This window comes from Streptomyces sp. NBC_00038, assembly GCF_026343635.1.
Taxonomy (GTDB): Bacteria; Actinomycetota; Actinomycetes; order Streptomycetales; family Streptomycetaceae; genus Streptomyces.
Map to the genome: position 1 here is coordinate 1,404,992 of NZ_JAPELQ010000001.1, position 23,310 is coordinate 1,428,301.

General features: G+C 71.7%; 22 protein-coding genes. 9 read left to right on the forward strand and 13 right to left on the reverse strand.

Annotated elements, in window-relative coordinates; genetic code table 11:
• Positions 1-287: 287 nt before the first annotated feature.
• A complete protein-coding gene (locus OG219_RS06585; protein WP_266823816.1) occupies positions 288-875 on the reverse strand; it encodes a hypothetical protein in 588 nt (195 codons plus the stop codon).
• A gap of 271 nt (positions 876-1,146) precedes the next feature.
• Between OG219_RS06585 and OG219_RS06590 the strand changes: the two genes are divergently transcribed.
• From OG219_RS06590 to OG219_RS06605, 4 genes are all read left to right on the forward strand, one after another.
• A complete protein-coding gene (locus OG219_RS06590; protein ID WP_266823818.1) occupies positions 1,147-2,232 on the forward strand; it encodes a sialidase family protein in 1,086 nt (361 codons plus the stop codon).
• Positions 2,233-2,416: 184 nt separating this feature from the next.
• Positions 2,417-3,094: a uracil-DNA glycosylase gene (locus OG219_RS06595; protein WP_266823820.1), complete on the forward strand. Its 678-nt coding sequence runs from the start codon at positions 2,417-2,419 to the stop codon at positions 3,092-3,094.
• Positions 3,091-4,104 carry an N-acetylglucosamine kinase gene (locus tag OG219_RS06600; RefSeq protein ID WP_266823822.1) on the forward strand — a complete coding sequence of 338 codons (1,014 nt, stop codon included), beginning with the start codon at positions 3,091-3,093 and terminating at the stop codon, positions 4,102-4,104. The genes OG219_RS06595 and OG219_RS06600 overlap by 4 nt, the downstream gene beginning before the upstream one ends.
• A gap of 95 nt (positions 4,105-4,199) precedes the next feature.
• On the forward strand, positions 4,200-5,123 hold the full coding sequence (locus tag OG219_RS06605; RefSeq protein WP_266823824.1) for a sirohydrochlorin chelatase: 924 nt from the start codon (positions 4,200-4,202) through the stop codon (positions 5,121-5,123).
• Positions 5,124-5,200: 77 nt separating this feature from the next.
• Here OG219_RS06605 and OG219_RS06610 read toward each other — a convergent pair whose 3' ends face one another.
• The 5 genes from OG219_RS06610 to OG219_RS06630 all read right to left on the reverse strand — a co-directional run bounded on the left by OG219_RS06610 (position 5,201) and on the right by OG219_RS06630 (position 11,582).
• On the reverse strand, positions 5,201-6,247 hold the full coding sequence (locus tag OG219_RS06610) for a lactonase family protein (RefSeq protein ID WP_266823825.1): 1,047 nt from the start codon (positions 6,245-6,247) through the stop codon (positions 5,201-5,203).
• Positions 6,248-6,307: 60 nt separating this feature from the next.
• Complete coding sequence (locus OG219_RS06615; protein ID WP_266836022.1) at positions 6,308-7,438, reverse strand: nitric oxide synthase oxygenase; 1,131 nt, start codon at positions 7,436-7,438, stop codon at positions 6,308-6,310.
• Between the two features lie 1,024 nt (positions 7,439-8,462).
• Entirely contained in the window at positions 8,463-9,971 is a 1,509-nt protein-coding gene (locus tag OG219_RS06620) for an FUSC family protein (RefSeq protein ID WP_266836023.1), read from the reverse strand.
• A gap of 313 nt (positions 9,972-10,284) precedes the next feature.
• The gene (locus OG219_RS06625; protein WP_266823827.1) at positions 10,285-11,220 is read right to left on the reverse strand and encodes an anti-sigma factor RsbA family regulatory protein; all 936 of its coding nucleotides are present in this window, start codon (positions 11,218-11,220) and stop codon (positions 10,285-10,287) included.
• The gene (locus OG219_RS06630; RefSeq protein WP_266823829.1) at positions 11,217-11,582 is read right to left on the reverse strand and encodes an STAS domain-containing protein; all 366 of its coding nucleotides are present in this window, start codon (positions 11,580-11,582) and stop codon (positions 11,217-11,219) included. The genes OG219_RS06625 and OG219_RS06630 overlap by 4 nt, the downstream gene beginning before the upstream one ends.
• A gap of 218 nt (positions 11,583-11,800) precedes the next feature.
• Between OG219_RS06630 and OG219_RS06635 the strand changes: the two genes are divergently transcribed.
• From OG219_RS06635 to OG219_RS06650, 4 genes are all read left to right on the forward strand, one after another.
• A complete protein-coding gene (locus OG219_RS06635; RefSeq protein ID WP_266823831.1) occupies positions 11,801-12,691 on the forward strand; it encodes an RNA polymerase sigma factor SigF in 891 nt (296 codons plus the stop codon).
• 51 nt (positions 12,692-12,742) lie between these two features.
• Complete coding sequence (locus OG219_RS06640) at positions 12,743-13,177, forward strand: ATP-binding protein (RefSeq protein WP_266823833.1); 435 nt, start codon at positions 12,743-12,745, stop codon at positions 13,175-13,177.
• Positions 13,178-13,274: 97 nt separating this feature from the next.
• Positions 13,275-13,751: an Lrp/AsnC family transcriptional regulator gene (locus tag OG219_RS06645; RefSeq protein ID WP_266823834.1), complete on the forward strand. Its 477-nt coding sequence runs from the start codon at positions 13,275-13,277 to the stop codon at positions 13,749-13,751.
• A gap of 66 nt (positions 13,752-13,817) precedes the next feature.
• The gene (locus tag OG219_RS06650) at positions 13,818-14,513 is read left to right on the forward strand and encodes an HAD family phosphatase (protein WP_266823837.1); all 696 of its coding nucleotides are present in this window, start codon (positions 13,818-13,820) and stop codon (positions 14,511-14,513) included.
• A 39-nt stretch (positions 14,514-14,552) separates the two neighbouring features.
• On the opposite strand, the gene OG219_RS06655 is transcribed toward OG219_RS06650, so the two are convergent.
• From OG219_RS06655 to OG219_RS06670, 4 genes are read right to left on the reverse strand one after another with little or no spacing between them, the layout of a single operon-like run.
• On the reverse strand, positions 14,553-15,719 hold the full coding sequence (locus tag OG219_RS06655) for an XdhC family protein (RefSeq protein ID WP_266823839.1): 1,167 nt from the start codon (positions 15,717-15,719) through the stop codon (positions 14,553-14,555).
• Positions 15,712-17,841, reverse strand: a complete 2,130-nt coding sequence (locus OG219_RS06660) for a xanthine dehydrogenase family protein molybdopterin-binding subunit (protein WP_266823841.1) — start codon at positions 17,839-17,841, stop codon at positions 15,712-15,714. Before OG219_RS06660 ends, OG219_RS06655 begins: the two co-directional genes overlap by 8 nt.
• Positions 17,838-18,830 (reverse strand): xanthine dehydrogenase family protein subunit M, encoded by a 993-nt coding sequence (locus OG219_RS06665; protein ID WP_266823844.1) that lies wholly within the window; start codon positions 18,828-18,830, stop codon positions 17,838-17,840. The genes OG219_RS06660 and OG219_RS06665 overlap by 4 nt, the downstream gene beginning before the upstream one ends.
• The gene (locus tag OG219_RS06670) at positions 18,827-19,390 is read right to left on the reverse strand and encodes a (2Fe-2S)-binding protein (RefSeq protein WP_266823846.1); all 564 of its coding nucleotides are present in this window, start codon (positions 19,388-19,390) and stop codon (positions 18,827-18,829) included. Before OG219_RS06670 ends, OG219_RS06665 begins: the two co-directional genes overlap by 4 nt.
• A gap of 192 nt (positions 19,391-19,582) precedes the next feature.
• Between OG219_RS06670 and OG219_RS06675 the strand changes: the two genes are divergently transcribed.
• Positions 19,583-20,191, forward strand: coding sequence for a TetR/AcrR family transcriptional regulator (locus OG219_RS06675; protein ID WP_266836024.1), 609 nt, complete (start codon positions 19,583-19,585; stop codon positions 20,189-20,191).
• A 20-nt stretch (positions 20,192-20,211) separates the two neighbouring features.
• Here OG219_RS06675 and OG219_RS06680 read toward each other — a convergent pair whose 3' ends face one another.
• The 3 genes from OG219_RS06680 to OG219_RS06690 form a co-directional block, all read right to left on the reverse strand.
• Positions 20,212-20,844, reverse strand: coding sequence for a dihydrofolate reductase family protein (locus tag OG219_RS06680; protein WP_266823848.1), 633 nt, complete (start codon positions 20,842-20,844; stop codon positions 20,212-20,214).
• A gap of 168 nt (positions 20,845-21,012) precedes the next feature.
• Positions 21,013-22,380 (reverse strand): FAD-dependent oxidoreductase, encoded by a 1,368-nt coding sequence (locus tag OG219_RS06685; RefSeq protein ID WP_266823850.1) that lies wholly within the window; start codon positions 22,378-22,380, stop codon positions 21,013-21,015.
• A 149-nt stretch (positions 22,381-22,529) separates the two neighbouring features.
• Positions 22,530-23,252, reverse strand: coding sequence for an SRPBCC family protein (locus OG219_RS06690; RefSeq protein ID WP_266823852.1), 723 nt, complete (start codon positions 23,250-23,252; stop codon positions 22,530-22,532).
• Between the last annotated feature and the right edge of the window lie 58 nt (positions 23,253-23,310).

Genomic DNA, 23,310 nt, shown 5'->3' on the forward strand with positions numbered 1-23,310 from the left:
GAGGCAGACAAAGCCGGACGCAATGGGCATGCGCGAGCTGCTCCAAGGGCGCCGCTCGCGCCGCGCTCTGTCACGTCGCACCTGGGGCACGACAATCGGCCGGACCTGATGTCACGGCCGTGACCTGCATCAATGGCACCACTCGACATCGACATGCCCGGTGTCTGGCCCCGCGCGCCGGGCGCGAACCGGCCGCAGTGCGGCACATTCGGGTCCACCGCATCGGGCGGTCCGCGAGCACGTCGATTCTCACCACCGCCTTACCTTCCCCGACCTTCCCCGTCAGGTCAGGTGGTCCGCCGCCCCCAGAGCGGCCCGAACCGCTCCCACTCCTCGTCCCACTGCTCCATGCGCCGCCGTTCCAGGCGGCCGCGTACGAGCCGTCCGCAGACGAAGGGCACGACCGCCGCGCTCACGCCGACCAGGACACCCACCAGAGAGGCCCGCAGCTGGGCCTGGGACGCGGTGGCGGGCCTGGTGACGAGGCGGCCGTCGGAGTCCGTCCAGACGGTCACCGGGGTGCCCGCGGTGGTGCCGGTGGACACCCGTGCCTGGCCGGCGCGTACGGAGCCGTCCGGCGCGGTCCAGCTGACCTTCGCCCAGACCCGGTCGGCGCCGGACTCCGTGGGGGCCGAGTCCGGTGCGTCCGCGGTGAGCCGCGCCGGGACGGAGTGCCACTCGGCGCGTTGCTGGGCGAGACCGTGCTCCACGGACTGAGTGGCCGCAAGGCCGATGAACACCCCGCCGAACACGGTGAGCGTCCAGGCGATGAGCACGATCCATGCCTCCAGGGCGTCACTGCGACGCCGCAGTGGATTGCGCCGCCATCGCCACAGCCACACCTTCGGAACACGCAAGGCCGCCTTGACTGGCATCCTCGGCATCCTCCTCACGACCGCACGGACACGCCACATCCCCCTCCCATACGCGACCGGTCCCCGCGATGCTCACGCCGACTCCGTCGACCCGTCCGTTTCAGGATCTCCCCCACCTCCCGTCCGCGCCCGGCGAGGACCGCCGGAAAACCCGGACGACCGCCGATAAGACCCTTCTGACCTGCGGAAACAAGAAGTCCAGAGGTGACTGTCAGTGGCGAGGTGCAGACTGGCCCGTATCTGAGACATCGACGTCGCGGAGGTGGTCGGCATGGCCGACGTAATGCTCACGGTGGGCACCCGCAAGGGGCTCTTCATCGGACGACGGCGCAGTGGCGCCTGGGAGTTCGACGAGAGTCCGTACTTCAACGCGCAGGCCGTGTATTCGGTCGCGATCGACACCCGGGGCGGGACGCCGCGGCTGCTGGCCGGAGGGGACAGCGCGCACTGGGGCCCGTCCGTCTTCCACTCCGACGACCTGGGCCGTACGTGGGCGGAGCCGGCGCAGCCCGCCGTCAAGTTCCCCAAGGACACGGGGGCTTCGCTGGAGCGAGTGTGGCAGCTGCACCCGGCCGCGGCGGAGCCGGACGTGGTGTACGCGGGCACGGAACCGGCGGCGCTGTACCGCTCGGAGGACCGGGGCGAATCCTTCGAGCTCGTGCGTCCGCTGTGGGAGCACCCCACGCGGTCGCAGTGGGTGCCGGGAGGTGGCGGGGAGGGACTGCACACCGTCATCACCGACAAGCGGGACCCGTGCGCGGTGACGGTCGCCGTCTCCACGGCCGGAGTGTTCCGCACGGACGACGGCGGCGCGAGCTGGACGCCGGCCAACTCCGGTGTGTCCGCGGTGTTCCTGCCCGATCCGAACCCGGAGTTCGGCCAGTGCGTGCACAAGATCGCACAGGACCCGGTGACTCCCGACCGCCTCTATCTGCAGAACCACTGGGGTGTGTACCGCAGCGACGACGGGGGCGGGCAGTGGACCGACATCGGCGAGGGCCTGCCCTCCACCTTCGGGTTCGCCGCTGCCACGCATCCGCACCGCGGTGACACGGCATACGTCTTCCCGATCAACGCCGACGCGGACCGCGTCCCCGCGGAGCACCGCTGCCGCGTCTTCCGCACCGCCGACGCGGGCAAGAGCTGGGAGCCGCTGACGGCTGGCCTCCCGACGGAGGACCACTACGGCACGGTGCTGCGTGACGCCCTGTGCACGGACGGGGCGGACCCGGCGGGCGTGTACTTCGGCAACCGCAACGGCGAGGTGTACGCGTCCGCGAACGACGGGGACAGCTGGCAGCAGTTGACCTCGCATCTGCCCGACGTCCTCTGCGTGCGCGCCGCGGTCATCGACTGAGACCCAGGAGGTCCCGCACAACCATGACCGTGAGCACACGCACCATGTCCAGGAGGACGCTCAGTCCCGTCCCGCGCACAACCACGCCCAGGAGGCGCCTTGTTCGTCCACTGAACGGTCATCCTCGGTCGCGCTTCGGCCACCGGTTGATCTCCGCCGCGTGTACGGCAGTAGGGTGACGCCCGTGGCACCACGACCGTTGTACGAAATCGTCGAACCGGGCTGGGCGAAAGCCCTGGAACCCGTCGCCGGGCGGATCGCCGAGATGGGCGACTTCCTGCGCGCGGAGATCGCCGCGGGACGCACCTACCTCCCGGCGGGGGCGAACGTCCTACGGGCCTTTCAGCAGCCCTTCGACGAGGTGCGCGTCCTCATCGTCGGGCAGGACCCGTACCCCACGCCGGGGCACGCAGTGGGTCTGTCGTTCTCCGTCGCGCCCGAGGTGAGACCGCTGCCGGGCAGCCTGATCAACATCTTCCGGGAGCTCAACACCGACCTGGGCCTGCCCCAGCCGTCCAACGGCGACCTCACGCCCTGGACGCGGCAGGGCGTGCTGTTGCTCAACAGAGCGCTCACCACGGCCCCGCGCAGTCCCGCCGCGCATCGCGGCAAGGGCTGGGAAGACGTCACCGAGCAGGCGATACGCGCGCTGGCCGGGCGCGGACGCCCGCTGGTGTCGATCCTGTGGGGCCGCGACGCCCGCAATCTGCGCCCGATCCTCGGCGAACTGCCTTCGGTCGAATCCGCCCATCCCTCCCCCATGTCCGCGGACCGCGGCTTCTTCGGTTCCCGGCCCTTCAGCCGGGCCAACGAGCTGCTGACCGGGCAGGGAGCCGAGCCGGTGGACTGGCGCCTGCCGTGACGCGCGCCGGCCCGCCGCCCGGTGTGCTGGCGGTGGACTCGGGGGGTTCGGGGCTGCGCGTGGCACTCGCCGTACGCGGGGAGGTCCAGGGCGTTCCGCTGACGTCGAAGGAACCGGTGCGCACCGGCCCGCGCGGTATCGACGCCGGTCATCTGCTGGAGCAACTGCTGCCGCCGGCCCGGCAGCTGATGGCCGACGCGGGGATCGGCGGACTCGGGGCGGTCGCCGTCGGAGCCGCGGGCCTGGCCACGCTCGGCGACGAGCTGCGCGCCGAGCTGCCGTCCGCGCTCGAGCGTGAACTGGGCGTGACACGGCTCGCGTTGGCCGCCGACGGGGTGACCGCCTACATGGGCGCGCTCGGCCTGCGGCCGGGAGCGGTCGTCGCCGCGGGCACCGGCATGATCGCGGTCGGCACGGACCTGGAGAGCTGGCGGAGGGCCGACGGCTGGGGCCATCTGCTCGGCGACTGCGGCGGCGGGGCCTGGATCGGCCGGGCAGGTCTCGACGCGGCCGTCCGGGCCTTCGACGGGCGCCGTGGCGGATCGGCGGCGCTGCGGGCGCGCGCCGAGGAGATGTTCGGTCCGATACCGGGCCTGCCGGGCAAGCTGTATCCGCGGACCGACCGGCCCGCCGTGCTCGCCTCCTTCGCACCCGAAGTGGCGGCCTGCGCCGAGAGCGACCAGGTGGCGGCGGACATCCTGCGCTCGGCCGCGCGGAGCATCGCCGAGTCGGCGGCCGCCGTCTGCCCCGGCTCTGGGGATCCCCAAGTCGCCCTCACCGGCGGCCTGTTCAAGTTGGGTGCCCCTCTCCTCGTACCTCTGAGGGAGGAACTGCGGGAGCAACTACCGCAAGCCCGGCAGGTACCGGCCGCCGGTGACCCGCTGCGCGGAGCCGTGCTCATCGCGGTCGCCCTTGCGAACGACGAGCTCACACTCCCGCGCGACCGGCGGATGTTGCATGTGGTGACCAAAGAGGCCGGGGGACAGTCCCGCCATACTGATCACCTCTGATCTTTACGTAACTCATCAGACAAAAGCGGACGGATACCGCTCACCTGCACCCTCCCCGAACAGGGGAACCCAAGAAACCAGTAACATGCGGCGCCATGAGCTCCCCCACTGGGCCCGCGTCCGGCCTGCCAGTACGAATGCCGCGACCCCGCCAGCCCGGACGGCACCGCCGCCCGGAAGCCCTGGTGGCTCCCGAGGGCGCGCCCGCGCTCGTCCTCGCGGTACCGGGCACCCCCAGCGCGGCCATACGCAGCCTCACCGAGGAGGTCGTGAGCATCGCGCGCTCCGAGCTCCCCGGTCTCGACGCCCGGATCGGGTACCTCGACGGGGACGACGCCGAGTTCCCCTCGCTGCAGTCCGTGCTGGTCCGCGCCTCCGAGGAGCGCGCCGCCCGCTTCGAGCAGTCCCGTGCCGCCGGTGCGGACGTGGCCGCGCCGGACGGGCCCGTGGCCGTCGTGGTGCCCCTGCTCGCCGGGCCGGACAACGCGCTGCTGCGCCGGATCCGCCAGGCCGTCATGGACAGCCGTGTCGCGGCCGACCTGGCCGATGTGCTCGGCCCGCACCCGCTGCTCGCCGAGGGGCTGCACGTGCGCCTGTCCGAGGCGGGTCTGGCCCGTGCCGACCGTGCCCGGCTGTTCACCGTGGCGACCGCCGCGGACGGCATCATCCTGGCCTCCGTGGGTGGCGAGGACGCCGTGCAGGCGGCCGGGATCACCGGCATGCTGCTGGCCGCGCGGCTCGCCGTGCCGGTGATGGCGGCGGCGCTCGACGAGGAGGGCGCCATCGCGGCCACCGCCGAGCAGCTCCGCAACTCGGGTTCCCAGCAGCTGGCGCTCGCGCCTTATCTGATCGGTCCGGAGCTCGACGCGGGTCTGCTGGACGCGGCTGCCAAGGAGGCGGGCTGCGCCGCCGCCGAGGCGCTCGGCCCGTACCCGGCGATCGGCAAGCTGGCGCTTGCCAAGTACACGGCGGCGCTGGGCATCGCCCCGCAGCAGCCGCAGGGGGCGCCGGTGCGCTGAGCCCGGCACCACCGAGAACGCGAAAGGGCCCGCTCCTGCGGCAGGAGCGGGCCCTTCGCGTGCGTGCCGCGGCGAGGTCAGCCGAAGACCACGCAGGACGCCGCGGGAGCCGTTACCGAGCCGCCCCGCCTCGGTACGCCGGTGTCCGGGTCGACCGCGAACCAGGTCACGTCACCGGAGCGCTCGTTGGCGGCGTACAGGAAGCGCCCGGAGGGGTCGAGGGCCAGCGCACGCGGCCAGGTGCCTCCGCAGGGCACCGTGGCGACCAGGCGCAGCCCCTCGCCCACGGCGTCGGGCGTGAGCACGGAGACGACGTCCTGGCCGCGTGTGGCGGTCCAGACGAAGCGGCCGTCGGGCGACACGACGATGCCCGACGGGTACGCGTCGCCGTCCCTGGCACCGGACAGCACCGGCGTCTCGCCGACGGGCCGCAGCGCGCCTTCGGCGGCGTCCCAGCGGCAGACGGTGACGGTGGGTGCGAGTTCGTTGAGCACGTACGCGTGTCCGCCGCCCGGGTGGAAGGCCAGGTGGCGGGGTCCGGAGCCGGGGCGCAGCGCGATCTCGCGGTGCAGCGTGAGCTTTCCGCCGTCCAGCGCGCACACCCGCACGGAGTCCGTGCCGAGGTCGACGCTGACCGCCCATCGCCCACTCGGGTCGGGCTGCACCTGGTGGGCGTGCGGGCCGTGCTGGCGCGGGGTGTGCGGGCCCGAGCCCGTGTGCTGGAGCACGCTGGAGGCGGCGCCCGCGAGCCCTCCGTCGGCGCGGACGGGGACGGCGGTGACGCTGCCGGAGCCGTAGTTGGCGGTCAGCACGTGTCCGGCGAAGACGCTCAGGTGCGTCGGGCCGCTGCCTCCGACCGTCACGAGTGTCCCCGTCAGCTCCGGCTTGTCGCCGGTCACGCGGTACGCGGCCACCGCGCCGCGGGCTGTCTCGCTGACCGCGTACAGCGTGTCCCGGTCGGGCGACAGGGCGAGGTACGACGGGTCGGGCACGCCGTCCACCGCGCTCAGCACGGTCAGCGCGCCGCTGACCGGGTCCATGGTCGCGGTGAGGACGCCGAGGCCTCCCGCCGCCGTGAACGAGCCGATGAACGCCCGTTGTTGCCGCCTGAAGCCGTCTGCCACCGCTGACCCCTCTCGCTCCCGCGTTGTCCGGGGCGACGGTAGCAGTCCAAGATCGGCGGTCTAGACCAGGACGGTGCCGCGGGCCCGTTCGTGTGCCTCCGGGTGGTGGACGTACGCGGGGCGCCGCTCCACCGCCTCGTACGTGCGGTGGAAGACGGGTGTGGCGCTGCCCGAGATGGGCGGCACGATCCACGACCAGTCGGCGCCGACCCGGCGGCCCTTGCGCTCCTCACGGCCGAGGTGGGTGAGGAAGCGCCGGGACTCGGTGTGGTGGTCGGTCACCGTGACGCCGGCGCGGTCGAAGGAGTGCAGGACGGAGCGGTTGAGTTCGACGAGCGCGCGGTCCTTCCACAGGGAGCGGTCGGTGCGGGTGTCGAGGCCGAGGCGGTCGGCGATGTGCGGCAGGAGGTCGTAGCGGTCGGTGTCGGCGAGGTTGCGCGCGCCGATCTCGGTGCCCATGTACCAGCCGTTGAAGGGCGCGGCCGGGTAGCAGACGCCGCCGATCTCCAGGCACATGTTGGCGAGCGCGGGCACCGCGTGCCAGCGCAGTCCGAGCGCGCGCCACCAGGTGTACTCGGGGTGCGCGAGCTCCACTTCGAGCACCGTGTCCGGCGGCAGCGCGAACCAGCGGGGCCGGTCGTCGACGCCCTGGATCACCAACGGCAGTACGTCGAAGGGGGTGCCTGGGCCGCCGGGCCAGCCGAGTCGCCGGGCGAGCGCGGTGAGGCCCGCGTTGCGCGGATCGCCGGTCACGCCTCCGTCCGGGCGTGCGTAGCCGGCGTACCGGATGAGTTGTTCGTTCCAGATCCGCGGCCCCGGGCGCCCTGGCTCGTCGGGTGCGAAGACCGTGATGAGCGCGCGGATCCGGCCATCGCGGGTCGCCTCCCGCAGATGGTCCGCCGACGCCTCGGCGACATCCGGCGTGTCCCGCACGTCCCGGCGGTCTCGTACGCACAGGGAGTGCCAGTAGAGCCGCCCTATGCACCGGTTGGCGTTGCGCCAGGCGACGCGCGCGCCGAAGACGAGTTCCTCGGTGGTGTGGCGGTACGTCCCTGTCTCCGCGATCTCCTTGTGCGCGGCGGCGATCCGCCGGGCCGGGTCCCCCAGGCGTTCCTCGGAGTGGCGGAGGGTGAGGAACTCGCTCGCGGCGCGGTGGAGTTCGTACGGAGCGGGCGGGTGGCCGGAGGGGATCCGTGCGGGTGGGCCGGTGACGTCTCGGGAGGCCTGGGAGCCCTCAGCGTCCCCGACCGACCGCTCCCGCAGGCCTGTCGCCTGAGCAGGCCGGCCGTCCGTCGGCCATGGGCAGGTCTCTGGGCCGACCTGCACGTATTGCGCGCCCGTAGCCGCGCCTTCTGGGCTGTGGCCGCCCGGACGCGTGCTCCCGGGCCCGCGGCCACCTGGGACCGTTTCCTCTCCCACACGGCCGCCCTGAGCCCGCTCCAGCCACCCGCCCGGTTCCTCGTCCCTCGGCGCCCGGAGCCCCGTGTTCCCGTCGTCGACGAGACGCTCCCCGTGTCCGGTTCCGCGAGGGAAATTCCGCATGGCGCCACCCCCAAGGGGTTCCGCCCGCAGGCCGCTCCCGCACGGTCCGCGGGCTCCGTGCGTCTGATAGCCGCGGAGTTACCCGGCCGGTGCGCTGATCCACCCTCTTTGTGGCCGGAAAAGTGCCCCATTCCGGGGTTTGGTGTCCATGTCCCGACGTCAGGTGTCATGGAGCGGGGAGGCGCTCGGTGGGCGTGAGCAGTGCGCCGGAGTGCGCGCTCCGGAGCGTGGACGTTCGCGAGCGCCGAGGGTGCGAGCCTGGGGCGCCCGCGTCGGCCACCAGCGCGCGTTCCGGCGCGACGCCACCACGTCCCCCCGCACCGGCCTTGATACGGCGGCACACGGCCGTCAGGCGCGCGTTGTGCGGGTGTCCGGGGTGGCGGCGGGGTCGCAAGATCGCGTATCGCGCGGGGACGTCACCGAGCGAGGCCAGGACCTGGCGGGCGTCAGCCGCTTCGCGCGCCCCCTCCAGGTGACGGACCACACCAAGGGCGCGAGGTCATCCGTACGCGCCCTATCAGTGCCTCAAGCGCTGCATCGCACGGCGCTGCGTCCGCACACGCGCTGGCTGCCCGCCGTCCGACCGCCGCCGTCGTCAGCGTGGCGGTGCGGCCTTGCCCGGCGTGCCGACCCGCTCGATCAACGGGGTCAGCACGCCGACGCGAACCGCTGTTCAGGCGCCGACCAGGGGCGAGTGCCGGGAGCTGCGCAGGGGCACCTCTAGTTCGGCGAGGGCCCGCTCCAGGCTGTGCAGGTGGGCGAGGGCGGGCTGCTGCTCGGTGGCGGCGGGATGCGGCAGAGTGCCGAGGGTCCTTGTGGGCCCGCGGCGGCCTTCCTCGCTGATGGTCAGTGCTTCCACGGCAGCCTTGACGCGGCTGCAGGCTGCCGCGAGGCGGCTGTCGTGGCTGGCATCCGGGTCCGCGGCGACGGCCGCCAGGCCGCGCACCTCGCGGGCGCAGCCGTCCAGCAGCGAGATGACCTGGGCGGCCCGGGCCTTGCGTGCGCGGAACGGGTTGAGCGGGTGCACCAGCGGAGCGAGCGCCATCCGGACACGGGCCAGCAGCACTTCGAGTTCGGCCGCGTGCGGTGCGGGATCCGCTGTCGGCGAGCCCGCGAGGCGGGCGGCGGCTTCGGCGGTTGCCGCGTGGACGCACCTCAGCGCGCGCTGGATCCATGCGTCGTTCGTGGCGTGGGTGGTGACCGGCAGCACGAGAATCACGGCGAGCGTGGCTCCCACCGCGCCGATGGCGGTCTCTTCCAGACGCAGTACGAGTAGGCCGGGGTCCAGGACTCCCAGCAGGCCGTAGAGCAACCCCGCCATCACCGTCACCGCCAGCACCATCCAGCTGTAGGAGACCGCGGCCGTGTAGAAGATCCCGAAGACACAGACCGCGACCAGGGCGGCGGTCGGGGCGGGCGCCCCGTGCAGCGGGATGGCTATCAGGACGCCGACGACGATGCCCACGACCGTGCCCAGCACCCGGCGGAATCCGCGGACGAGGGTCTCACCGCGCGAGACCGTGTTGACGAAGATCCACCAGGCGGTGCCGACGGCCCAGTACCAGCGCTCCTGGGACAGCGCCTGACCGGCGACCAGGGCGAAGGCGCAGGCCGCCGTGGCCTGGAAGGCCTGCCGGGTGGTGGGGCGAGCCAGTCCGGTGCCGGGCAGCGGCCGGGGCGCGGGGGCGGGCGGCGCCGCACCGCGCTCCAGGGGCCAGAGCACGAAACGTACGAGGCCCGCGGCACCGAGGGCCAGGCCCACGGCGGCGTACAGCTCGGGCAGCTGCGCCGGGACGGCGTGCAGGAACTGCGTGACGAAGAAGTTCATGAACGCGAAGATCCCAAGCGCATGTCCACGCGGGCCCCAGCGGCGGGCGTACACCCCGCCGAAGACGACCAGCAGGAAGGCGGCGTCCCGGGCCAGGGGCACACCGTGCAGGAGAGTGGCCATGGCCAGTACTGGGAATCCGGCGGCCGGGAGCAGAGCGGTGGTCATCCGCTGGGCGCGCACCGTCGCGTCGGCGACCGTGAAGAGAGCGAGCAGGGCCGCCAGCCCCCCGGTGATGGAGGCCGTCAGGGACAGCCCGGCGAGTTCCGCCACGGCGACGGCGAGGCCGATGCCGAGGACGGCACGGCACGAGTTCCTCAGCCTGACACGCCCCGGATCCGGAGCCACGAGCATCCTCTTCACGGCGGAACGCCGCCCCCCTCAACACCTTCCGCCGCGGCGCGGGCGCCCCTGGGTGGCGGGTGCTCGCGGACACGACGAAGCGCCGCGGTCCGGTCCGGCCTCGTTGCCGGTCCGGCGCTGCGCGGCGCCGATCTACGCATGGATACGACACAGGTAAGCATCCATAGGCACAACGGCTCAAGCGGTGCCCGAATCACTGGGCCATTGGCCCACTCCAGGAGGTTGATCGCGGTCAAGTATCCGGCCAACGGATCATCGCGGCGGCCGATGTCCGCGTTCGGTCGAATGCGCCAGGCAGCGCGGGTCACGTCCGGGCGACGTAACTGCGGACCGTCGTGCCGTCCTCGCCGGTGTGTACGCGGACGAGGTCGGAGAGGAAGTGGACGAGGAACAGGCCGCGCCCGCCCAGCTGTTCGATACGCACCGGGTGCCGGCCGGCCAGCGGGTCTGCCAGGTGCCCGTTGTCCTGCACCTCGCAGACGATCTGCTCGCTCTCGGCCCAGATCCGCAGCGTTCCCGAACCGCCGCCGTGCACCACGCTGTTGGTCGTCAGCTCGGCGACGACCAGGGCCAGGTCCTGCACGCGGGCACCGCTCATCCCCCGCTCCCGTGCCTCGCGCACCGCGAAGTCGCGAGAGGTCGGCAGGGCATCGGAGTCGAAGCGGACCGTCGCCGCTCCTGGCGGATGAGGCAACGCCTCGTTGCAGCGCGCGAGCACCCGCTCTAGCGCGTAGGCGGTGCTGGCCCGCTCCCGGCCCCCGTCGATGACGACGGGATGCGTGGCGTGCGCGTCGGCGATCACGTCGGCGGGGAGAGCCCGCGCGTCGTAGGGGCAGAGGATCGTCACGTCACGGCCCTGGAAGGCCACGTTGATCAGTGCCTCGTGCTGAACGCAGGCCGGATACTCCACCGCGGTGCGGCCGGGCCAGATCGGCTCGCCGATGATGCGGACGCGGCCGGCGGTCCGGGCGTCGGCGAACGAGCGCAGGACCGACGGGATGATGCGGCCGGGGTTCCGCCCGGCCCGCGTCAGGTCGAAGAAGTGCACTTCGGCGGCCGCGGCGCCGAGCTCCGCCCGGATCAGCTCCAGCCGCGGGGCGGGTGCGGCCACCGCGACGGGCTCCGCGGCGGCCATGCCGTCCAGGAGGAACGGCACGGTCCCGGCCAGGTACTCCTGGTCGCTGCGGTAGAGCAGCGCGGGATGGGCGAAAGGCTCGGTCCGGGTGGGCGCATTCGTCATGCCGCCACCTCGATCGTCCGCAGTTCCGGCCAGAACAGCTCGAGGATCCGCGGGAGTTCGGGCGGCGGCCGTTCCAGGACCAGACGCCTCCTTTCGTGCAACGCCCGTGCGGTGCGCGCGAGTTCGGAGGCACCGGCGACGTCGACGAAGGTGATCGCGGACAGTTCCAGAAAGCAGACGTGGTCGTGTCGGCCGGCCAGCTGTTCAAGGGCCTGCCGCCAGACGAGGCGTGTGGACGGGCTGATCTCGCCGACCAGCCGTACACCCGGACGCTCATGGAGCGTGTACAGCCGGAGGGCGGCTCCGCCGAGGTCGGACGGGGCGACTGCTCTCGCCGCCAACTCGTCATCGCCGTACGCCATTCTCCACCCCCACCTCCCGGCGCCCGTCGTACGCCGCGTCAGCCCCAGCTTTTGGCGCCCCAGGGTACTCGGCCACTCCGGACCGGCACCGGGACCGAAGGGCCGACCGTGCCACCGCGGGCCGTCCCGACATTTCAGCGGCGTGGGGGGAGTGATCTCCGCCAACCGGGGCATCCGGGCTATGTCATCAAAACCTTCGGGGATTTGGGGTGGACGGCATGGCAGCCGTGAGGGCGCTGGAGACAACGGCCACGGCACAGCGGACGGCCGAAGCGGGCGAGGTGGGCGGCGAGTCGGAGCTTCCGGTCATCGACGACCCCTCGAAGGTCAACCCGAAGGACGCGCGCGAGCTCTCCCGCCAGTTCTTCGACCGGCTCGCCATGCTCGAAGAGGGCACGCACGAATTCCAGTACGCGCGCAACACCCTGATCGAGATGAACCTCTCCCTGGTCCGCTACGCCGCCTCCCGCTTCCGCAGCCGCGGCGACTCCATGGAGGACATCGTCCAGGTCGGCACGATCGGCCTGATCAAGGCGATCGACCGCTTCGAGCTCACCCGAGAGGTCGAGTTCACCTCCTTCGCCGTCCCCTACATCGTCGGCGAGATCAAGCGCTTCTTCCGCGACACCAGTTGGGCGGTGCACGTACCGCGCCGCCTGCAGGAAGCCCGCGTCGAGCTCGCCAAGGCCACGGAGGAGCTGCGGACCCGGCTGGGCCGTATGCCGACCACCCGCGAGCTGTCCGAGCTCATGTCCCTGTCCGAGGAGGACGTCATCGAGGCCCGCAAGGCCTCGAACGCGTACGCCTCCACGTCGCTCGACGCGGCACTCGCCGGGACCGGCGCGGCTGAAGGCGAAGGCGTCCTGGCCGACTTGATCGGCGAGGAGGACCCCTCGCTCCAGCTCGTCGAGGACTTCCACTCGCTGGCTCCGCTGATCGCCGAACTCGACACACGCGAGCGCCTGATCGTCCACCTGCGGTTCGTCGAGGAGCGCACCCAGGCCCAGATCGGCAAGGAGCTCGGCATCTCCCAGATGCACGTCTCCCGGCTGATCACCCGCATCATCAAGCGCCTCCGCACGGGGCTCCTTGACCCGGCGGTCGCCTGAGGCCCCGCCCTCCACGGTGCCGATCCCGGCGGCAAGGTCGGGGAAGGCCAGATGGCAAGCGATCCGAGTGGGGACAGGAAACCGTCACAGGAGGCGATCGAGACGCTCTCCAGCTCCTTTGCCGGCCAGTTGCGCGACGTGACCGATGCGCGTCTCACGGCGGAGAGCTATCTGAGCGCGCTCTCCCGGGCGTCACCGCCCAGCGCGCCCGAGCACTGGGACGACATCCTGCTGGTGGTCACGGAACTGGTCGCCAACTCGGTCCAGTACGCTCCCGGCCCCTTCGAACTCCACATGCGCCGCACCTTCGACGGCGTCCATGTGACCGTGCGGGACAGCAGCACCACCCCGCCCGCACCCCGCCCCTGCCGCCCGCTGCACGGCGGAGGCGGAATCGGCTGGCACCTCGTTCACACCCTGTGCGACCAGGTCAGTGTGGTGCTGCGGCCCGACGGCAAGGACGTGCACGCCTTCCTGCCCTGGTGACCTTCCGCGCCCGGTCCTGACTCAGCGGGCTCGCCTGGAGCTGAGCCATTGGTACAGTCGGTAATGATCACCCGAGGCGACGGGAGGCCGACGGACCATGGCCGTGGACGAGCTCGACACCCGTATCCTGCGGCTGCTCCTTGAGCAGCCACGCACCAGCGTGCGCGAGTACGCCCGCATGCTCGGCATCGCCCGCGGCACCCTTCAGGCCCGCCTCGACCGGCTGGAGCGGGACGGAGTGATCACCGGCACGAGCCCGGCCCTCTCCCCCGCGGCACTCGGCCACCCCGTGCTCGCCTTCGTGCACATCGAGGTCACGCAGGGCCATCTCGACGACGTGGGCGACGCGTTGGCCGCCGTACCGGAGATCATCGAGGCGTTCTCGATCACAGGCGGCGGTGACCTGCTGACCCGGGTCGTGGCGCGGGACAACGCGCACCTGGAGGACGTGATCCAGGCGCTGATCAGCATGCCGGGCGTCGTCCGCACCCGCACGGAAGTGGCCCTGCGCGAGCGCGTGCCGCAGCGGCTGCTGCCGCTGGTGGAGTCGATCGGGCGCGCCGCGAAGAACTGACCGGCCGCGCGGGGTGCAGCCACGGGGCTGCCCGGCATGGAGCTGATCATTGGCATCCTGGACCCCATGAGCACTCTCGCCGACACCGCGGTCATCTTCGATCTCGACGGAACACTCGTGGACAGCGAACCGAACTACTTCGAGGCGGGCCGGCAGACGCTCGCCGAGTACGGCGTCACCGATTTCACCTGGTCGGACCACGAGAGTTACATCGGCATCAGCACCCAGGAGACGCTCGCCCTCTGGCAGGAGCGCTACGGTCTGACGGCCCCGCTCGACACCCTGCTCGCGGACACGAACCGCCGCTATCTGGAGCTGGCCCGCGCCTCCACCCGCGTGTACCCGGAGATGCGGAAGTTCGTGGAACTGCTGGCCGGCGACGGCGTCCCGATGGCCGTGGCCTCGGGTTCCTCACCCGAGGCCATCGAGGCGATCCTGACGGGCACGGGCCTTGCCTCCCACCTGCCGACCGTCGTCTCGTCCGACGAGGTTGCCCACGGCAAGCCCGCACCCGACGTCTTCCTGGAGGCGGCACGCCGCCTGGGGGCGGCCGCGGCCGACTGCGTGGTCCTGGAGGACGCCGCCCCGGGCGCCGCCGCCGCGCACGCGGCCGGCATGCGCTGCATCGCCATCCCCTACGTCGCCGCGCAGGCCGACGACCCGGGGTTCGCCACGGCCGGCCTGCTGCTGCGTGGCGGCCAGGCCGAGTTCACCGCACGGGCAGCGTACGACTGGCTCGTGGACTCGACTCCGGCTTCCTGAACTGCCCGCCTTCGGCGTCCGGCGCCTTCCGACACCGGGTCACGCGGCTTCCTCAGTGGTACCGGCCTGCTTCCCGTCCAGGTCACGGTGGATGGGCGTCCCCGAGCCGGTCAGCGGAACGCCCGTACCTCCTCGGCGGGCCGCGACGATCTCCGCCGCGATGGACAGGGCGGTCTCCTCGGGTGTACGGGCGCCGAGGTCGAGCCCGATCGGGGACCGGAGGCGGGCCAACTCACCGTCGGTGAGGCCGACTTCGCGCAGTCGGCGGTCACGGTCCTGGTGAGTCCGGCGCGAGCCCATCGCGCCTACGAAGGCGACCGGCAGCCGCAGGGCCGTCTCCAGGAGTGGAATGTCGAACTTGGCGTCATGCGTGAGCACGCACAGCACCGTGCGTCCATCGGTCCCGGTGCTCCGGAGGTAGCGGTGCGGCCAGTCGACCACGATGTCGTCGGCCTCGGGGAAGCGGAGGCGTGTGGCGAAGACGGGTCGCGCGTCGCACACGGTCACGTGGTAGCCGAGGAACTTGCCGGCCCGCACCAGCGCCGCCGCGAAGTCCACGGCACCGAACACGATCATGCGGGGCGGCTCCACCCTCGTCTCGACGAACAGCGTCACTCCGCCGGGGCAGCTCGATCCGCCCTCCGAGACCTCGACCGTGCCGGTGCGACCGGTGTCCAGCATCGCGCGGGCCTCCGCCACCGCCGCCCGGTCCAGCGCCGGGAGATCGTCGCGATCAGCTGGGCGGGGGCCGGCGAGACCGCCTTCGTACGAACCGTCGGCGTGGACCAGGATCGCCCTGCCGAGGAGTTCGACCGGGCCCCGGATCACCCGGGCGACCGCCGCGGCCTCCCCTCGTGCGGCCGCTGAGAGGGCCGCTTTGAACACCTCCGCGTCCGCGCGCACCGGAGTGACCAGGACCTCGATGACCCCGCCGCAGGTGAGGCCCACCGCGAAGGCGTCCTCGTCGCTGTAGCCGAACCGTTCGAGCACCGTGCGGCCGTCCTGCAGCGCCTCGACGCAGAGGTCGTACACCGCTCCTTCGACGCAGCCGCCGGAGACCGAGCCGATGACCGTGCCGTGGCTGTCGACGGCGAGGGCGGCGCCGGGACCTCGTGGCGCGCTGCCGCCGACGGACACCACGGTGGCGACGGCGAAGTCCCGGCCTTCCTCGGCCCACAGGTGCAACTGGTCGGCGAGGTCAAGCATGTCCGCCCGCAGTCGCCGTCAGCACGCGGTCGGGCCGGATCGGCAGGTTCCGGTGGCGGACTCCGGTCGCGTGCCAGACCGCGTTGGCGATCGCCGCGGCGGTGCCCACGACCCCGATCTCACCGATGCCCTTGATCCCGACGGGGTCGTCGGGGTCGGGGTCGTCCACCCAGTCCGCCTCGATGGGCGGGATGTCGGCGTGCGCGGCGAAGTGGTAGCCCGCGAGGTCGGCGCCGACATGGCCGCCCGAGGCCTGGTCCCTGATCGCCTCCTCGTGCAGCGCCATGGACAGTCCCCAGACCATCCCGCCGATGAACTGGCCTCGTGCGGTGAGCGGGTTGACGATCCGGCCCGCGGCGAAGATGCCGAGCAGCCGCCGTACACGCACCTCACCGCTGGTGACATCCACGGCGACCTCGGCGAACTGCGCCCCGAAGGCGTTCCGTTCCCTCTTCGTCAGCGCGCCGACGGCCTCGGAGGTGTCGGACCGTGCGGTGATCCCCTGAGGCGGAATGCCGCCGCCCAGGGCCAGTTGGCCCCGCAGCTCGCTCGCCGCGACGTTGATCGCCCAGGCCCAGGAGCGGGTCCCCATGGAGCCGCCGGCGATCATCGCGGGGCCGAAGTCACTGTCGGCGATTCGCACTCGGACCCGGCCGGGTCCGATTTCCAGCGCGTCCGCGGCGATCTGGGTCAGCGCGGTGCGGGCCCCGGTCCCGATGTCCGCCGCGGTGATCCGTACGGTGAAGGTGCCGTCCGCCTCCGCCGTCACGGCCGCCGTGGAGGGGGCGGAGAGCGTCGGGAACGCCGACGCCGCCATGCCGGTACCGAGCAGCCAGCGCCCTTCGCGGCGAATGCCGGGACGCGGGTCGCGGTCCACCCAGCCGAACCTGCGGGCGCCCTCCCGGTAGCAGGCGAGGACGTTGCGGCTGCTGAACGGCATCCCGGAGACCGGCCCCACGGCCGGTTCGTTCCGTACGCGCAGGGCGATCGGGTCGATGCCACACTTCTCCGCGAGTTCGTCGACCGCGGACTCCACCGCGAACGAGCCCGGCGCCTCGCCCGGCGCACGCATCCAGCTCGGGGTCGGCACGTCGAGCCGTACGACACGGTTCACCGTGTGGAGCGCGTCGGCGCCGTACATCGCATGCCCGAAGTTCGCGCTCGACTCGACGAATTCATGGACGGTCGAGGTCAAGGACTCGGCCTGGTGGTCGAACGCGCGCAGCCGCCCGTCGGTGTCGGCGCCGAGCCTGACGCGCTGTGCGGTGGGGCTGCGATAGCCGACGAGCGAGAACATCTGACGGCGGGTCAGTACGACTCTCACCGGGCGGTGCAGGACGGTCGCCGCCATCACGGCGAGGACCGAGTGCGGGCGGGTCCCCTTGGATCCGAAGCCGCCGCCGACGTGTTCGGACCGCACGCGTACCGAGTCCGGGTCGAGCGAGAACAGGTTCGCGAGCTCGCCGGCCACGAACCCGCTGCCCTGGTTGGAGTCGACCACTTCGAGTCGGCCGTTGTCCCAGCGCGCCATCGCCGCGTGCGGCTCCATGGGGCTGTGGTGTTCCTCGGGTGTGCCGTACTCGGCGTCCACGACGACGGCGGACGCGGCGAGTTCGGACTCCAGGTCCCCTTTCGCCGTCTCCGCGTTCTCCGGTGTGTACATCCCCGGGCGCCCGGCGAAGAACGCGGCGTCGTGCGGCTCCTTCTCGTACTGGACCACCAGCGCCTCGGCGGCCTCCCTCGCCTGCTCGGGCGTTTCGGCGACGACCAGCGCCACCGGCCAGCCGACGAAGGGAACGCGGTCGTGCTGGAAGAGCTGGAGAACCGGGTCGGGCGGCCCGAACGCGCTCATGTAGTTCCCGTCGAGGCGCGGGGCGTTCCCGTGGTGCAGGACGGCGAGGACGCCGGGCATCCCGAGGACGGAGGTGTCCTCCACCGAGCGGATACGGCCGCGGGCCACGGTCGACAACACCAGCCAGCCGTGGGCGAGTTCGGCGTACGGGATCTCCCCGGCGTAGCGGGCCGCTCCGGTGACCTTGGCCCTGCCCTCCACACGTGTGTGGGCGGTGCCGACGGCTCGGGTCACGGCGGTGGTTCCGGTCGTCGCGGTCGGCGTCGTCATCGGGTCGCCTCCTCGGCGAGTTCGGTCAGCACGGCCACGACGAGGTTGCGCATCAGGGTCACCTTGTATCCGTTGTGCGGCAGCTCTTCGGCGGCGGCCAGTTCGGCGTCGGCCGCGGCGGCGAACGCGGCGGCGCTCACCGGTCCCCCGGTCAGCACCCGCTCCGCCTCCCGGGCCCGCCATGGCCGGGACGCCACCGCACCGAAGGCGAGGCGCACTTCACGTACGACATCGCCCCGGACGTCGAGAGCGGCGGCGACCGAGCCGATCGCGAAGGCGTACGAGGCACGCTCGCGCACCTTCCGGTAGCGGGAGTTGGCGGCCACCGGCGCCGGCGGCAGGGTGACGCCGGTGATCAGTGCGCCGGGCGGCAGGGCCGTCTCCAGGTGCGGGGTGTCTCCCACCGGAAGGTAAAACTCCGCGAGCGGCAACTCGCCCGGCCCGTCCGCCGTTTCGTAGCGGACGACGGCGTCGAAGGCGGCGAGTGCGACCGCCATGTCCGAGGGGTGGGTGGCCACGCAGTGCTCGGAGGCGCCGAGGATCGCGTGGTTGTGGTGCTCCCCCTCGATGGCGGGACAACCGCTGCCGGGAGCACGCTTGTTGCACGGTTTCGCCAGGTCGGTGAAGTAGCCGCACCGGGTGCGCTGGAGCAGGTTCCCGCCGACGGTGGCCATGTTGCGCAGCTGTCCGGAGGCGCCGGCCAGGACGGCCTGCGCCAACGCCGGGTAGTGGCGCCGCACTTCGGGATGGGCGGCCAGGTCGCTGTTGGTGACGGTGGCGCCGATGCGCAGACCGTGGTCCGGCGTGAACTCGATCCGGTCGAGGGGCAGTTCTCGTACGTCGACGAGCCGGGCGGGCCGCTCCACGCCGGCCTTCATGAGGTCCACGAGGTTGGTACCGCCGCCGAGGAAGCGCGCCTCGGGGTCGGCGCCAAGCAGGGCGACCGCGCCGGAGACGTCGAACACACGCTGATAGTCGAACTCCCTCATGCCGCCGCCTCCTCTGTGTCGGTCTCGGCCGCCTGAGCCTGCGCGGCCCGCGCGACCGCCTCCACGATCGACACATAGGCTCCGCAGCGGCACAGGTTGCCGCTCATCCGCTCGCGGATCTCGTCGGCCGTGAGTTCCGGAACTCCCGCTTCGGGCCGCACGTCGGCGGTCACGGCGCTCGGCCAGCCAGCCGCGTGCTCCTCGATCACCGCGAGGGCGGAACAGATCTGCCCCGGTGTGCAGTAGCCGCACTGGTAACCGTCGAGGTCGAGGAAGGCCTGCTGCACGGGATGCAGCCGCTCACCGTCCGCCACCCCTTCGATGGTGGTGATCGTCCGCCCTTCGGCGGCGACCGCGAGCTGGAGGCAGGAGAGGGCCCGGCGTCCGTCGAGCAGCACGGTGCAGGCACCGCACTGCCCTTGGTCGCAGCCCTTCTTGGTGCCGGTCATGTCTAGACGCTCGCGCAGCGCGTCGAGCAGGGTGGTGCGGTGGTCGACGGGCAGCGTGTGCTTCTCCCCGTTGATGTTCAGGGTGATGGCGCTCGACGTCGAGGGGGCCATGATCGGCCTTCTTTCGCGTAGCGATACGGGTGAAGGAGTCGGTGGCGATGGACATCGACCGGCCACACTGGCCTGATCTGCCGCTACAGTGGACTCTAAGCGGACAGCTGTCCGGTAACCACGAACCTAACGGACAGCTGTCCGGTTAGCAAGACCCGGCCGGAAGGAGGACGAGTGCGGCCCGACGAGGACATGAACGACACGGACCCGAACGACAAGGGCGCTCCCCTGCGCTCGGACGCGCAGCGGAATCGCGAGCGCATCCTCGAAGTGGCACTGACGGAGCTGACGCGCTCGGCGGACGCCCCGCTGAGCGCGATCGCGAAGAAGGCCGGCGTCGGGCAGGGGACGTTCTACCGCAACTTCCCCAACCGCGAGGCGCTCGTCCTCGAGGTGTACCGCTACGAGGTGCAGCAGGTCGCCGACACCGCGGCCCAACTCCTGGAGACCCGCGCTCCCGACCTGGCCCTGCGCGAGTGGATGGACCGCTTCGCCCAGTACGCCATGGCCAAGGCCGGCCTGGCCGACGCACTGCGCAAGACCGCGAGCGCGCCGCACGGCACCCTGGCCAAAGTGGGGTACGGCCCGATGACCTCGGCCATCACCCTCCTGCTCAAGGCGAACGAGGAAGCGGGCACCATCCGCCCGGGAGTGACCCCCGACGACTTCGTGCTCGCCATCGCCGGCCTCTGGATGATCGACCCGGGCGGCGAGTGGCAGCCGCGCGCCCAACGACTGCTGGACCTGGTCATGGACGGCTTGCGGGCGGGCGCGCCCGGGTCGGCCTGCTGCGGCCCCTGACACTCGTCCGCGGGAGCACGTCAGCGACGCATCAGCACGGCGTGCGTGACGGCCGGTGAGCTGACCAGCTCCGCGACCCGGTAGCCGTCGACCCCGTCCCCCAGGTTGTCGAACAGGCGCTCACCCCTCCCGAGGAGATTCGGGAAGATGGCGAAGTGCAGCTCGTCGATCAGACCGGCGCGCAGATACTGCTGAACGGTGGCCGCCCCTCCGCCGATCCGCACATCCTTGCCCGCCGCCGCCTCGAACGCCCGCTCCAACACCGCCTCGACGGGCTCGTCGGTGAAGTGGAACGTGGTCCCGCCCTCCATCACCAGCGAGGGCCGCAGGTGGTGCGTGTGCACGAACACGTCGTTGTGGTAGGGCGGGTTGTCGCCCCACCACCCGCGCCAGGTCTCGTCCTCCCACGGTCCCCGCTGGGGCCCGAACATGTTGCGCCCCATGATGGTGGCCCCGATGTTCTCCTCACTGCGGGCGACGTGGTCGACGTCGATCCCCGTCCCGCCCTCGGCCCGGTCACGCATCGCGGCGAACATCCATGCGTGCATGTCCTCCTCGAAGCCCTCGCCGAGCGGGTACTCGAGTCGCTGGTTGGGGCCCGCGGCGAAGCCGTCCAGCGAGATCGTGACGTTGTGTACGCGCAGCTTCGGCATGGTCGTACTCCCTTGTCCGTCGTTTCCTGTTCTCACTCCTACGTCGAACAAGAAACACCGGGATCGACAGCCTTCGGCGGCGCCTCGCGGATCAGGAAGAGGCGGCCACCCGAACTTCCGTTCCGGTGACCGCCTCGTCCGCGTGCCGAGCACACCCGTACCCAGGTGTCAGGCGCCGCTCGCGTCCAGCATCTCCTCGCGCTCGACGAGCTTCACGCGCTCGCGGCCCTGCGGTTCGCCGAGCGCCTTCTCCGCGGCGTCGAGGCGGTACCAGCCCTCCCACGTGGTGTAGCGGACGTTGCGCTCGGCCAGGAACGCGTCCACGGACTCCGGGGCGGGCTCGGCGGGGGTGTGCAGGCGGCCGTTCCCGTGGTCGTCGAGGAGGCTGGCGACCGTCTCGTTGGCGTCGCCCTTGGTGTGGCCGATCAGACCGACCGGGCCACGCCGGATCCAGCCGGTGACGTACGTCGACTGCAGGTGCTCGCCGGTCTCCTGGATCACCCGGCCGCCCTTGTCCGGGACCGTGCCCGAGTCGACGTCCCAGGGCAGCTTGGGCAGCTTGTCGGAGAGGTAGCCGACGGCACGGTAGACGGCGCCGAGGTCCCAGTCCTTGAACTCGCCGGTGCCCTTGACGTTGCCGGTGCCGTCGAGGGCGGTGCGCTCGGTGCGCAGGCCGACGACCTTGCCGTCCTCGCCGAGGATCTCGGTGGGCGACTCGAAGAAGTGCAGGAAGAGCTTGTGCTGCCGGTCGCCGACGTCGCGGATGGCCCAGTTCTCCAGCGTCTTGGCGACCATGTCGGTCTGCTTCTCGCTGCGCCGGGCCGTGATCGAGCCCTCGTCGTAGTCGATGTCCTCGGGGTCGACGATGACCTCGATGTTCGGGGAGTGGTCCAGCTCGCGGAGCTCCATCGGGCTGAACTTCGCCTGCGCCGGGCCGCGGCGGCCGAAGACGTGGACCTCCAGCGCCTTGTTGGCCTTGAGGCCCTCGTGGACGTTCGGCGGGATCTCGGTGGGCAGCAGCTCGTCCGCGGTCTTGGCGAGGATGCGTGCCACGTCGAGCGCGACGTTGCCGACGCCGAGGACGGCGACCTTCTCCGCTTCGAGCGGCCAGGTCCGCGGAACGTCCGGGTGCCCGTCGTACCAGGAGACGAAGTCCGCCGCGCCGTACGAGCCGTCGAGGTCGATGCCGGGTATGTCGAGCGCCCGGTCGGCCGTCGCGCCCGTGGAGAAGATCACCGCGTCGTAGAAGGCGCGCAGGTCGTCGAGGTTGATGTCGCCCGGGTAGTCGACGTTGCCGAAGAGGCGGACCTGGGGCTTGTCGAGCACCTGGTTCAGGGCCTTGACGATGCCCTTGATACGCGGGTGGTCGGGGGCGACGCCGTAGCGGATCAGGCCGAAGGGGGCCGGCATCCGCTCGAAGAGGTCGATGGACACACCGGGCTCGGTCGCCGCCACTGCGGACTTCAGCAGCGCGTCGGCAGCGTAGATCCCGGCAGGGCCGGCTCCGACAATGGCTACCCGCAGAGGGCGAGGCATGTTCAGGTTCCCTTCGAGCGACAACAGACGAACTCGCCGGGAAGCCTAAACTAAGGCAAGCCTAAGTCAGTAGCCGGGTTCGATCTATGACCTCATAAGCTCGGCTTATGGGGCGAGAACCCCTCAAAAAACCTGATGTCCGCTGGGCTTCAGCCCGCGGTGAGCCAGACAACGAGCACGATGACGATCACGGCGATGACGATCACGGCCGGGAGTGCGCGCTTCAGAAGGGCGCCCCGGGCAACGCTCATCAGGTCGAGGGGTTCCGGCGCGGCCGTGGCCGACGGGCGGGGGACGGAGGGGGCTTCCGAGGGGCGGACGCCGTCCGACGCGGGGGCGGCTGGAGCGGTCTCCGCCGAGGCCCCTGATCCGGACTCGGGCTCGGACTCCGGCTCGGCCTCGGGCAACGGCTCCTGCCCCTCCCGCTTCTCGGCCGCGAGCTGCCCCTCCAGGTTGTCTACGAACTGTGTCAGCAGCTTGCCGCTGACCTCCTCGATCATCCCTTTCCCGAACTGCGCGATCTTGCCCGTGATGGTGAGCCGGGTGTCCACCGCCACCCGTGTTCCGTCGCCGTCCGGGGTCAGCCGGGCGGTGACCCGGGCGTCGGCGTTACCCTGGCCGCGGGTGTCGCGGCCACGCGCGTGAAGGACCGCCGTCCGCCCCTCGCCGTCCTTCTCCACGAAGGAGACGACGCCCTTGTACTGGACGGTCATGGGACCGACCTTGACCTTCACGAGGCCGTTGTACGCGTCGCCGTCCACGCCGGTGAGCTGGGCGCCGGGCATGCAGGGGGCGATCCGCTCCACGTCCGTCAGCAGCGCCCAGGCCTGGTCGGCGGGCAGGTTCACTCGGAACTCGTTGGTGAAGTCCATGACGGACACACGATGGGCACGCCCCGCCAGGGCGTCAATGCGTTCTTCAGGGTTTGCT

Coding starts and splice junctions, on each gene's coding strand:
- OG219_RS06680 (WP_266823848.1), bottom strand. CDS start 20,844: ATGCCGAAGCTGCGCGTACACAACGTCACGATCTCGCTGGACGGCTTC.
- OG219_RS06665 (WP_266823844.1), bottom strand. CDS start 18,830: ATGAGGGAGTTCGACTATCAGCGTGTGTTCGACGTCTCCGGCGCGGTC.
- OG219_RS06655 (WP_266823839.1), bottom strand. CDS start 15,719: ATGCTTGACCTCGCCGACCAGTTGCACCTGTGGGCCGAGGAAGGCCGG.
- OG219_RS06625 (WP_266823827.1), bottom strand. CDS start 11,220: ATGACGAATGCGCCCACCCGGACCGAGCCTTTCGCCCATCCCGCGCTG.
- OG219_RS06590 (WP_266823818.1), top strand. CDS start 1,147: ATGGCCGACGTAATGCTCACGGTGGGCACCCGCAAGGGGCTCTTCATC.
- OG219_RS06670 (WP_266823846.1), bottom strand. CDS start 19,390: ATGGCCCCCTCGACGTCGAGCGCCATCACCCTGAACATCAACGGGGAG.
- OG219_RS06630 (WP_266823829.1), bottom strand. CDS start 11,582: ATGGCGTACGGCGATGACGAGTTGGCGGCGAGAGCAGTCGCCCCGTCC.
- OG219_RS06605 (WP_266823824.1), top strand. CDS start 4,200: ATGAGCTCCCCCACTGGGCCCGCGTCCGGCCTGCCAGTACGAATGCCG.
- OG219_RS06635 (WP_266823831.1), top strand. CDS start 11,801: ATGGCAGCCGTGAGGGCGCTGGAGACAACGGCCACGGCACAGCGGACG.
- OG219_RS06690 (WP_266823852.1), bottom strand. CDS start 23,252: ATGGACTTCACCAACGAGTTCCGAGTGAACCTGCCCGCCGACCAGGCC.
- OG219_RS06620 (WP_266836023.1), bottom strand. CDS start 9,971: ATGCTCGTGGCTCCGGATCCGGGGCGTGTCAGGCTGAGGAACTCGTGC.
- OG219_RS06640 (WP_266823833.1), top strand. CDS start 12,743: ATGGCAAGCGATCCGAGTGGGGACAGGAAACCGTCACAGGAGGCGATC.
- OG219_RS06650 (WP_266823837.1), top strand. CDS start 13,818: ATGAGCACTCTCGCCGACACCGCGGTCATCTTCGATCTCGACGGAACA.
- OG219_RS06685 (WP_266823850.1), bottom strand. CDS start 22,380: ATGCCTCGCCCTCTGCGGGTAGCCATTGTCGGAGCCGGCCCTGCCGGG.
- OG219_RS06585 (WP_266823816.1), bottom strand. CDS start 875: ATGCCAGTCAAGGCGGCCTTGCGTGTTCCGAAGGTGTGGCTGTGGCGA.
- OG219_RS06645 (WP_266823834.1), top strand. CDS start 13,275: ATGGCCGTGGACGAGCTCGACACCCGTATCCTGCGGCTGCTCCTTGAG.
- OG219_RS06675 (WP_266836024.1), top strand. CDS start 19,583: ATGAACGACACGGACCCGAACGACAAGGGCGCTCCCCTGCGCTCGGAC.
- OG219_RS06660 (WP_266823841.1), bottom strand. CDS start 17,841: ATGACGACGCCGACCGCGACGACCGGAACCACCGCCGTGACCCGAGCC.